Raw genomic sequence first — 11,597 nt, 5'->3', positions numbered from 1 at the left:
TTTCAAAGTTTAAAATTAACAAGCTTTTTCCCGTTAACTCTAACCAAGAATGGACAACTTTTTGGGGGAGCCTACAATCGATATCCAAGGTATAAAATATTTAAACCTTTTATAATTAGAATGTATAGACACCGCATCATTCCATGTCTTCTTCTTAAGAACGGTGGATTGGTTAAAACTTACAAGTTTAAGAATCCCAAATATGTTGGTGATCCAATTAATGCGATAAGAATCTTTAATGATAAGGAAGTAGATGAACTAATGGTGATTGATATTATGGCTTCTAAAGATAATCGAGAACCTAATTATCATTTAATCGAGCAATTTGCTAGTGAATGTTTCATGCCACTTTGTTATGGTGGGGGTATTACTAAAGTTGAAGATGCACACAGGCTCTTTTCCTTAGGTGTTGAGAAGATATGTCTTCAAACTGCTGCAATGGATAACCCCTCGCTTATAACCGAAATATCTTCTCGTTTCGGTAGTCAAAGTGTGTTAGTGTCTGTTGATGTAAAAAAGAATTGGCTCGGGAAAAAGAGATTGTATTCGGCATCAAAAGGAAAAATATTATCAATAGAGTTGTTGGATTTTATAAAATTAGCTGTTGAGTTAGGGGCAGGTGAGATAGTATTAAATACCGTAGATCACGATGGTGTAATGGACGGTATGGATATTGATTTAATAAAAGAAGTAAGCGAAGCTATTTCTGTACCTATAATAGCAGTGGGCGGTGTAGGCAAGCTTGAGGATATCAAGCTTGCCATTGATGCGGGAGCAAATGCAGTAGCTGCCGGAGCTTTTTTTGTTTTTCAAGGGCCTCACCGCGCAGTACTTATCACATACCCCAAATACACTGAATTAGAAAATTTACTCAACAACAAACTATGAGCCAACCATATCAGGTATGTACACGTTGCACGATGGATACAACCGCAATCGATATCACTTTTAACGAAGAAGGTCAATGTAATTACTGTACAGACTTCATAAAGCGTTATTCTGTTTTACAGCATAAGGCACATGCTCAAAAAGAAAAAGAACTTACTACATTTGTACAGCAAGTAAAAGAATCTGGTAAAAACAAAAGGTATGACTGTATTATCGGATTATCAGGAGGTGTGGATAGTTCGTGGGTGTTGGTGCAGGCAGTTAAATGTGGATTAAGGCCATTGGCGGTACATATGGACAATGGATGGAATTCTGAACTAGCGCAAAATAACATTGCCAACTTGGTGCGTGCCTTGAAAGTTGATCTGTATACACACGTGGTTGACTGGGCGGAATACCGTGGGCTAATGCAAACCTTTTTCGATGCAGACGTTATTGATGTTGAATTACTTTATGACAATGCAATGCTTGGAGTTAATTATCAACTTGCTGCTAAACATGGAGTGAAATTTATTCTCGCAGGTACCAACCAGGCAACTGAAGGCATGAGTCTTCCCAAAAAATGGAACTGGTTTAAACTTGATAAAAAGAATATCAAAATGATCAGCAAAAGATTCGGCGGACCGGCTCTGTCAACTTTTCCTGCTTTCAGTACTCTTAATTTTGTCTGGTATGAATTTGTCAGGAATATAAAGTGGATATCGTTTCTCGACTTTTTTGAATATAATAAAAGTGAAGTGTTGGATTTACTTGAACGTGATTATGGGTATGTTCGTTACCCGTTTAAACATTATGAGTCGATTTTCACTAGGTTCTATCAGGGGTATATTCTTCCCGAGAAATTCAATGTGGATAAGAGAAAGCTGCATCTCGGAACATTGGTTGCAGGTAATCAAATGACACGTGAAGAAGCAGTAGCGATTTTACAGAAGCCAGCATTTTTATCGGAACAGTTATTAAATGAGGATAAGCAATATTTCCTTAAGAAAATGGGCTGGACAAAAGAACAGTTGGAAGACTATATACGCAGACCCCAAGTTCCGCATGAAGTATACGGTTCGGAAAAAAATATTTGGAACTTATTTTTTGCAGATGTTGAGAAAAGAAAATTCTATAGGTTCTTAGTCAACATTTACAAAAAGGTTAAAGGAAAGAAATAAGGTAAGCGAGTGATCTGGTTATCATTTAATAGCCAACACTTAAAATTAATTTTATGAATCAAGAGGAGTTTGTTAAAAAATTTGCTGAACAGTTTGATGAAACAGACAAATCAGTTTTCACTCTGGATACTGTTTTCAAAGACCTGGAAGAATGGAGTTCGATGTTGGCCCTTTCAATAATAGCTATGGTAGACCAGGAATGTAATGTAAGTATCACCGGCGCAGAAATTGTTCGAGCAAGTACCATTTTTGATCTTTTTCAGATAGTAGAATCAAAAAAATAGTTTAATGTTTTCATTAACCGGAAAGAAAATACTGGTTACAGGTGCTTCTGCCGGAATCGGTAAAGCTATAGCAGAAATGACCTCGCAGGCAGGAGCTGTGCTTACCTTGCTGGGCAGAGATGCGGGTAGGCTTGAAAAAGTTAAGACCGGATTACACGGGGAGGGGCATAAAACAGTTTCCTTTGATCTTACTGATGAACGATCCATCTCCGAATTTGCGGGGCAGGCAGAGATATACGATGGTATTGTGTATAATGCTGGAATCATTGACTATTTCCCAATAAAATTTTCGAATTCAAAAAAGATCGCCAATATCATGGATGTTAATTTTACGTCCGTGGTTACTCTTAACCAATTATTAGTAAAAAATAAACGGCTGAATAAGAAGACTTCATTGGTATTTATTTCATCAATTTCCGCAAATATAGGTGTGCCGGGAACGGCTATTTATGCTGCTTCAAAAGCAGCCGTCTGCGCTTACATGCGGGTCGTTGCATCCGAACTGGCCGGTCAGCAGATACGGTCGAACAGCATTTCGCCAGGGATTGTTGCTTCGGTATTACCGGAATCGCTTCTTGATAAAATTTCAGATATTGCTGCAGATGAAAAAAAATATCCTTTGGGATATGGAAAACCGGAAGATGTGGCCGGTCTTGCTTTATACCTGCTCAGCGATAAAAGCAGTTGGATGACCGGAACCGATATTAAAATAGATGGAGGATACAGTCTGCAATAAATCTATGAAAGCTAAGATCAAAGCCATATCATATTACTTGCCGGCTGATGTTTTAAGTAACGACAGTATTAATAACCAGTTCCCCGAATGGTCGGCTGATAAAATATCTGAAAAAACAGGAATTTATCAACGACATATTTCGGGAAAAGATGAGTTTTCTTCTGACATGGCATGTAACGCAGCCAATAAATTGTTCGAAGAACATAGTATTGATAAACGTGACATTGATTTTATTTTACTATGCACACAGAGCCCGGATTATTTTCTGCCAACTACCGCTTGCATTCTTCAAAATAAACTTGGCATCCCCACTTCTTGTGGAGCCCTTGATTTCAATTTAGGATGTTCAGGGTTTGTATATGGGCTTGCCTTAGCCAAAGGATTGATTATTGCCGGGATTGCAAAAAATATTATGCTGATCACTTCAGAAACATACAGCAAATTCATACATCCACGCGACAAAAGTAATAGGACTATTTTTGGCGATGCAGCAGCTGCTACCTTGGTTTCTACTGAAGGCATTGCTGAAATAATGGATTTCGAACTAGGTACCGATGGAAGTGGAGCAGAAAACCTCATCGTTAAAAATGGTGGTATGAGACATCCTCTGATCAATGGAAAAGATAAAGAGGATCAATTCGGGAATATTCATAACGACGACAAACTGTTTATGGAAGGAAGTAAAATTTTCAATTTTACAAATGAAGCAATACCCAGACTGATAAAGAGCATATTGAAAAAACACTCATTGGAAAATTCTGATATAGACTTGTATGTTTTTCATCAGGCCAATAAATTCATTCTCAATCATCTTCGGAAAAAGATAGGAATCGAAGAAAATAAATTTTACTATTTTCTTAAAGATTGTGGAAATACTGTGTCATCAACTGTGCCTATTGCTTTGTATGAAGCTATAAAAGAAAAAAAAGCCACCGGTAATGTGTTGATTGCTGGTTTCGGCGTCGGTTATTCATGGGGTAGTGCAATACTTAAATTTTAAGGGATAGTTTATGATAGATCAGTTCAAAAATATTTTAGTACTTGCCCCACACACAGATGATGGCGAGTTAGGCGCTGGCGGAACGATAGCCAAATTGGTGGAAAACGGTGCAAAAGTTACCTATGTCGCATTTTCTACAGCAGAACAATCAGTGCCAGATCACCTGCCTAAAAATATTTTGACAACAGAAGTGAAAGCAGCTACAAAAGTACTGGGTATTGATCCGGAGAATCTGATCATATATAATTATGAAGTAAGGAAACTGAATTATTTCAGACAGGATATACTAGAGAATCTTATAGCACTCCGGAAGATAAATTCATTTGATCTTGTTCTAATACCCGCTCTGCATGATATACACCAGGATCATATCGCCGTTTCGCAGGAAGCGGTTCGTGCGTTTAAAAACTGTACGATACTTGGTTATGAACTAGTTTGGAATAATATTAAAAGTTCCTCTGTGTGTATGTCAGTTTTAGAAAAAAAGCACCTTGATATAAAAATCGAATCACTGGCGCAGTATAATTCACAGGGTTTCAGAAATTACCTGTCGCCCACATTTATTACATCGCTTGCAATCGTACGTGGTACGCAGATAAATGTGATGTATGCAGAGGCATTTGAGGTTATCAGATTAATCTTAAAATAATCGTATGATATCTGTCAAAGAAATACTATCGGTAGTTCCTGAAGTCGCTTTTATAGGAAATATAAATGACCAAGTGTGCAGCCCTAAAAATTTCGATGAATTTAATAAGGATCCATCAGCTCTTATGTGGGTTAACATGAAAAACTCAGGACGGCTTGCTGATATTTCATGCGGAACAGTGATCTGTCCCCAAGTTGATGAATCGATTGTTAAGCAAGGGGTTAACTACATCATATGTCCTAACCCCAGAAAAACTTTTGCATTCGTATTGCGTTCTTTTTTTGTGAAGGAAGATGAAAGGAAAATTTCGGAAAAAGCAAGTATACATCAATCTGTAAAACTTGGAAAAAGTGCTGCCATCGGTGACTTCGTAGTAATTAAGGAAAATGTCGAGATCGGTGATAATGTAAATATAGGCGAGAATACAATAATAAAGGAAAATACAAAAATTTATGATAACGTGTACATAGGCTGCAACTGCACGATTGGCGGCGTTGGCTTTGGCTATGAGAAAGATGAATTAGGGGAATATATACTGATCCCGCATATAGGGAATGTAATTATCAAAAATAATGTTGAGATTGGAAATAATACAACTATTGATAGGGCTGTAATGGGATCAACATTACTTGAAGAAAATGTTAAGGTAGATAATCTTGTTCATATAGCTCACGGCGTACAGATCGGGAGAAATTCACTAATCATAGCAAACGCCATGGTAGCTGGAAGCACAGTAATAGGTGAGAACGTATGGGTGGCTCCTTCTGCTTCAATTATTAACGCATTGAAAGTCGGCAGTAATTCCCTTATTGGTTTAGGTGCAGTGGTGGTAAAAGATGTACCCGAAAACGATGTCGTGATTGGTAATCCTGCCAGATCAATAAAAAAATAAGCAACTGTAAATATGAAACATTTTGGTTTAATCGGAGCGGCAGGTTACATAGCGCCACGCCACATGAAAGCGATCAAAGAAACCGGCAATGAACTGAAAGTTGCATTTGATCCAAACGACAGCATCGGCATCATTGATTCTTATTTCCCTGAAGCGTATTTTTTTACTGAGTTTGAACGCTTCGACCGTCATATTGATAAGCTAAGACGTAGGCAGACAAACATTGATTATATAAGCATCTGCTCCCCTAACTACTTACATGACGCACATATACGTTTCAGTCTTCGGAACAATGCACATGCCATTTGCGAGAAACCGCTTGTATTGAACCCATGGAACGTTGATGCGATCGAAGACGTGGAAAGTGAGTATGAAAAGAAAGTATTTACCATTTTGCAGTTGAGACTACATCCGGCTATTATTGCGTTGCGTGAACAATATAGTACTCCATTGGATCATATAGCGGATATAGATATAACCTATATCACTTCACGCGGCAACTGGTATTTTCAAAGTTGGAAAGGCGATATTGCCAAATCGGGGGGCATCGCTACTAATATTGGCGTACACTTTTTTGATATGTTGTCCTGGATATTCGGGAAACAGGAATCTGCCACCGTCCACCTCGATAAACCTGATTGTGCATCAGGGGTGCTTTATCTCAAAAATGCGCGCATACGATGGTTCCTGTCGATCAATTCGGATCATCTGCCTGTCGAACAAAAAATGAAAGGGCAAAGAACATTCCGCTCCATCAAAATCAAAGGAGAAGAAATCGAATTTTCTGAAGGGTTTACTGATCTTCATACGGCGAGTTATAGAAACATCCTGAATGGTGATGGTTTCAGGATCAGTGAAGCACGCAGCTCGATTGAAATTGTTCATTGTATAAGAAATTCCAAGGTTTCACCAATAAAGGAAGACTATCATCCCTTTTGTAAAAAAGTAATTTAATAAATCTGAATAGCACTATGCAATGTTTTATACATCCTACAGCAATCGTTGACGACGGCGCAGAAATTGGCGATAATACCAAGATCTGGCACTGGACGCATATCAGCGCCGGAGCCAAAATCGGCAGAGATTGCAGTTTTGGTCAAAATGTATTTGTAGCGAACCATGTCACCATTGGAAATAATTGCAAGATCCAGAACAATGTCTCTGTTTACGATAATATTATTTTAGGTGACGATGTTTTTTGCGGACCAAGCATGGTGTTCACCAATGTATACAACCCAAGAAGCCATGTGTCACGCAAAAATGAATACAGGAATACGATCGTGAAACGTGGTGTTACATTCGGCGCCAATTGTACCATTGTATGCGGAATTAAAATTGAAGAATACGCATTTATTGCGGCAGGTGCAGTGGTTAATAAGAACGTAAAAAGGTTTGCATTAATGGCGGGCGTACCCGCCAAACAAATTGGATGGATTAGCAAACACGGAGAGAGACTTGATCTTCCTCTTTCAGGCAACGGCAAAGCTGTTTGCAAAGGCGATGGTTCAACCTATGAGCTACATAATGGGGAACTTACAAATATCGATTCACAATAATTAATAACTGAATTTCGACACAGGAAGAGTCTTTACAAGTCACTCCAAAGTTTGAGGAGTTGGAAAGTATCAGGGGTGTTGTTGCATTAATTGTAGTAATACACCATATACCCCATTGGAACAGTCAGTTTTTTAACATCGGACTTTTCCGTAATGGGTTCCTGATGGTGGATTTTTTTTTGTTTTATCAGGGTTTGTTATTTATAGGGCTTATGCTGATCAAATTAAAAGAGGCGGAAACCTTATTAGATTCTAGCTCCTTAGATTCGGTCGATTATATCCTGTCCATTTTCTGTTGCTGATAGTATTTCTTGGGTTACAACTGAACAAGTTCGATTACTTTTTGATCTGCATCGTCGGATTTAGCACTGGGTGTCTGATTTCCGTTTTGATTTCATACATCCACAGTCTACTCTCGGCCTTTGTACAGGTTTAGTCATTTTTTTATATAAATATGCAGTGGGCGAATTGTATCCTTTAATATTTATTCTTTCTGCGGCGATTATATGTACAGTGGTAAAAAGTAAAGATGCTTTTGTTATAAAAGTATTACGGCTGAATATCCTATTCTGTCTACATGTCTCACTTTATAATTTTGTGGCTTATCAACTGATTTTTAGGCTAGTATTGAAACGTCCAGAAGCTATAATTAGAAGTGAGTCATTTACTTGTCTAAATGTAGCAGAATCTTTATTGGCTTATACCGTCGCTGTTTTAATAACTTTATTTGTTAGTTCATTAATTTACAAGTATATCGAACAGCCTTTTCAAAAAAAATCGAGATCGTTCTCGTTTAAAAAATGCCTAAGTAGTCGAAATGAAATTGAAGGAAAGTCTGCCTGAAATCAAAAAAGGTATAACATCATTGATAATCTGCGAAGGCAAAATAACAAGGTTGGGAAGAGTACGCCGGACTATCGAATTGCTTTTAGAAATGGGAGCAGAGGTCTCATCTTTGTCTGACCAAGTAAGTACTGAATATCCACTTGCACAGCAAATACTGCTTCCGCAAATGTCGGTATCGATGTCTGCAAGGATTAGCAGAGTATTTCTGAAAATAATACGAAGGATCATTCCTTCATTCAGGATTCAGTTAGCGATAACCAAACGTATCAATGGTTACACGACAGATATCCTTAAAGACCATCAAGGTTGGGATATTGTAATTGTAGAGCATATAGATTTTCTTCCACTCGCGTGTGAACTAAAGCGAAAGAAAAAAACCAAAAAAATATTTTTTGATATCCGTGATTTTTATCCCCGCGAATTCGAAAAGTATCCAATGTTTTTATTACTCGAAGCAAAATACAGAAAGGCAGTTTTTAAGCACCTTTTACGAGAATGTGATGAAGTAGCTACCGTTTCTTACGGTTTGGTGGAAGCGCTGCAGCAAGAATATGGAACGCGTGCCCGTCTTTTGAGAAGTATTCCTTCCTATGAGGAAATGTCGGTTAAACAAGTTAGTGAAGGTCTGATAAGACTTGTTCATCATGGTTCTGCAAACTCTGATCGGTTACTTGGGGAAATGATTGATCTGGTTAAAAAACTTGATAAACGATTTACCCTTGACCTATACTTAGTTGGCGATAAGAAAGATGTCGGCAAACTAAAAATGATTGCGGGAGACAGTAAAGTAATCAGGTTTCATGACCCAGTCCCTTTTGATCAGTTAATCAGTACACTCAATCAATATGATGCCGGTTTTTTCTTTTTTGTTCCCACCACATTTAATATCAAGTATGGTCTCCCCAATAAATTATTTGAAATCATTCAGGCTAGACTGATGGTTATCACGTCACCCTTGCAGGATATTGCCCGTGTTGTAAATGAACATGCATGTGGGTTAGTGCTACCGTCGTTTGATTACAACGAAGCAATCCCATTTATCAACGCGATCACAGCAGAAGATATAATGGCTGCAAAATATGCTTCGGATGCTGCCGCCCGAATTTTATGTTTTGAAGAAGAAAAAAAAGTTTTGCAGACAATACTTAGTAACTAATAAAGATATCTAAATAGCTTTAATTATGTGCGGAATTATTGGAGCCTTCTGGAAAGAGAAACCATCGAATATGGAAATGCTCATAACTCAGGGTTTCAAAATATTAAATCACCGAGGCCCTGATGATAGAGGAAAGAATCTTATTGAAGATGAAAGCGGTACATTATTCTTAGGTCAGACGCGATTGTCTATTATTGACCTTACAGAAGGAGGGCATCAGCCTATGACCACTCGTGATGGTAATTTTACCATTACTTTCAATGGCGAGATATACAATTATAAGGAACTGAAGAGCGAGCTTTCGTCTCTTGGTTATCAATTTTTTACCCAATCAGATACAGAAGTTCTTCTTGCTGCATGGGTCGAATGGGGAGAAAGCTGCCTGCATAAATTAGTCGGAATGTTTTCTTTTGCCATATTTGATAGGAAAAAACATACAGTGACTTTAATAAGAGATGCGTTTGGAATAAAACCGCTTTTCTACTCAAATCATGAAAATGGTTTTTGTTTCGCTTCCGAAATACAGGCCGTGATGCTTTTAAACGACCGAAAAGCAGTGATCAATAATCAACGTGTTTTTGATTACTTGATTTATGCTATCCAGGATGTAGGCGATGAAACATTTATAAAGGATATCAAACATGTGCCGCCATCCCATCTTGTTACAATCAGTTTAAATGGGTCATTGCCACCAGTCGTAAAAAAATGGTGGGATCCCTCAATTAAAGAAAATACAGCTATTACATTTAGAGAAGCGGCCGATAAGCTGCGCGAATTTTTCCTTGATAGTGTCCGACTGCATTTACGTAGTGATGTTCCTGTGGGTATAGCGCTTTCAGGTGGCATAGATTCTTCAGCAATTGCTTGTGCTACAAGATATCTCGAGCCGAATATGAATATTCATACATTTTCATTCATACCAGAGGGCTCAAAATTGTCTGAGGAACCATGGATTGATATCGTCAATGAATATATAAATGCCATTCCTCATAAGGCTATTGTTAAACCGAAGGAACTAAGCGATGATATAGCAGACCTGATAAATGCTCAAGGGGAGCCATTTTGTACTACTAGTATGTATGCACAATATCGCGTATTTAAGCTTGCAAAAGAAGCAGGAGTAACTGTTGTGTTGGAAGGGCAAGGGGCAGACGAACTACTCGCCGGATATCAGGGTTATCATGGACAAAGGATGCGTTCTCTATTTGAGCGAGGAGAGTGGGGAGAGATGTTAACATTTGCAAAAAAATGGAAGCGATGGGAAGGACGACAACACCTATCGCCATGGAAAGCATTTATCGGTCAAATGATACCAGATGATCTTTTCAAATTAGCACAGAAATTAGTTGGAGAACAAAATGTTCCACAATGGATCGATAAGCGCTTCTTAAATGAGAGTTCTGTTAAAAAGCGACCTGTAAGAATGAAACGTTTACAAATTGGGGAAAAGCGGAGGGTGGTAGAAGCTATGCTTGAAGCGATGATTAATAACGGACTGCCCTCTCTTTTGCGATATGGTGATCGTAATGCTATGAGGTTTTCTATTGAAAATAGAGTTCCTTTTCTTACTATTCCACTTGCTGAATTTCTCCTAACATTGCCTGAAAATTTTTTGATTTCTCAAGATGGAGAAACAAAGTCGATTTTTAGAGCCGCTATGCGTGGTATTGTACCTAATGCTATTTTGGATCGTCGAGATAAAGTAGGTTTTGAGGTTCCGATGGGGAAATGGGTATATGAAATGAAAAATAAAATAAAGGAAATTGAATCGCTTGAGGATGATTTGCACATACTTGACTTCAACCAAGTGAAAAACTTGCTGAGTGAGAATATCTATGATCAGGAAAAAATGCCGCTTCAGCATTGGCGCTTGATTAACTTGATTTTATGGTATAAGGAGGTGTTGAAAAAATACAATCATAACATAAAAAAATAAAAACACTGTATTTATAAATACTAGAATTTTTGATTTTCAGTATGGCCTTTTCTTATAATGTTAATAAATTCGGGAAGTGCGAATAAAAATTGATCATGAGAACAATTAGTTTGATGCACGATAATTCAAATTGTCTAATCCAGTGGAGTGAAGAATTAGCCGATTCTTTTTTTCTTAAGTTCAGACTTGTTTTTGTGCTTCTTTCTTTATTAGTAATGTTCGTATTTTCGATATATGCCCAATCAATAGCTGTTTTTGTATTTTATATATTGTTTGCATGCTTAGGTCTTATATTAGCTATTTATCAAGGTCGTATAGGGGTAAAAATTTTTGTAATTGCATATTCAATAGCCTCTATTTTTGCAGTTCTTTTTTATTTTTTGTTCCAATTTCAATACGGAGTGCCATATCAAAGCGGAGGTTCTGATTCTCTGGCGTATGAAATTCATGCTGAAGCAATCAAATATGTAATACATAACTATGATCCTGAAGCT

Annotated in this window: 12 protein-coding genes; all 12 read left to right on the top strand. The window is 37.7% G+C overall.

From position 1 onward, the window contains the following. Window positions 1-888, top strand: an 888-nt coding sequence (locus tag ACTIEV_RS15070) for an AglZ/HisF2 family acetamidino modification protein (protein ID WP_439516784.1), incomplete at its 5' end; no start/stop codon positions are given. Continuing rightward, window positions 885-2,048 (top strand): N-acetyl sugar amidotransferase, encoded by a 1,164-nt coding sequence (locus tag ACTIEV_RS15065; RefSeq protein ID WP_439516783.1) that lies wholly within the window; start codon window positions 885-887, stop codon window positions 2,046-2,048. The genes ACTIEV_RS15070 and ACTIEV_RS15065, both read left to right, overlap by 4 nt. Before the next feature lie 53 nt (window positions 2,049-2,101). Then, window positions 2,102-2,332, top strand: coding sequence for a hypothetical protein (locus tag ACTIEV_RS15060; RefSeq protein WP_439516782.1), 231 nt, complete (start codon window positions 2,102-2,104; stop codon window positions 2,330-2,332). 4 nt (window positions 2,333-2,336) lie between these two features. Beyond that, window positions 2,337-3,068, top strand: a complete 732-nt coding sequence (locus tag ACTIEV_RS15055; protein WP_439516781.1) for an SDR family NAD(P)-dependent oxidoreductase — start codon at window positions 2,337-2,339, stop codon at window positions 3,066-3,068. Window positions 3,069-3,072: 4 nt separating this feature from the next. Continuing rightward, complete coding sequence (locus ACTIEV_RS15050) at window positions 3,073-4,068, top strand: 3-oxoacyl-ACP synthase III family protein (protein ID WP_439516780.1); 996 nt, start codon at window positions 3,073-3,075, stop codon at window positions 4,066-4,068. Between the two features lie 10 nt (window positions 4,069-4,078). Beyond that, a complete protein-coding gene (locus tag ACTIEV_RS15045) occupies window positions 4,079-4,717 on the top strand; it encodes a PIG-L deacetylase family protein (RefSeq protein WP_439516779.1) in 639 nt (212 codons plus the stop codon). 4 nt (window positions 4,718-4,721) lie between these two features. After that, complete coding sequence (locus ACTIEV_RS15040; RefSeq protein WP_439516778.1) at window positions 4,722-5,609, top strand: UDP-3-O-(3-hydroxymyristoyl)glucosamine N-acyltransferase; 888 nt, start codon at window positions 4,722-4,724, stop codon at window positions 5,607-5,609. 12 nt (window positions 5,610-5,621) lie between these two features. Further along, window positions 5,622-6,563, top strand: coding sequence for a Gfo/Idh/MocA family protein (locus ACTIEV_RS15035; RefSeq protein WP_439516777.1), 942 nt, complete (start codon window positions 5,622-5,624; stop codon window positions 6,561-6,563). A gap of 17 nt (window positions 6,564-6,580) precedes the next feature. Beyond that, window positions 6,581-7,165 (top strand): DapH/DapD/GlmU-related protein, encoded by a 585-nt coding sequence (locus tag ACTIEV_RS15030; RefSeq protein WP_439516776.1) that lies wholly within the window; start codon window positions 6,581-6,583, stop codon window positions 7,163-7,165. Window positions 7,166-7,982: 817 nt separating this feature from the next. Beyond that, the gene (locus tag ACTIEV_RS15025; protein WP_439516775.1) at window positions 7,983-9,167 is read left to right on the top strand and encodes a glycosyltransferase; all 1,185 of its coding nucleotides are present in this window, start codon (window positions 7,983-7,985) and stop codon (window positions 9,165-9,167) included. A 25-nt stretch (window positions 9,168-9,192) separates the two neighbouring features. Further along, window positions 9,193-11,103 carry an asparagine synthase (glutamine-hydrolyzing) gene (gene asnB / locus ACTIEV_RS15020; protein WP_439516774.1) on the top strand — a complete coding sequence of 637 codons (1,911 nt, stop codon included), beginning with the start codon at window positions 9,193-9,195 and terminating at the stop codon, window positions 11,101-11,103. A 95-nt stretch (window positions 11,104-11,198) separates the two neighbouring features. After that, a partial coding sequence (locus ACTIEV_RS15015; protein WP_439516773.1) for a hypothetical protein occupies window positions 11,199-11,597 on the top strand: 399 nt, incomplete at its 3' end.

Origin of the sequence: Sediminibacterium sp. (assembly GCF_051861365.1) — a bacterium.
GTDB lineage: Bacteria > Bacteroidota > Bacteroidia > Chitinophagales > Chitinophagaceae > Sediminibacterium.
This window is presented reverse-complemented; position numbering and strand designations above follow the sequence as displayed.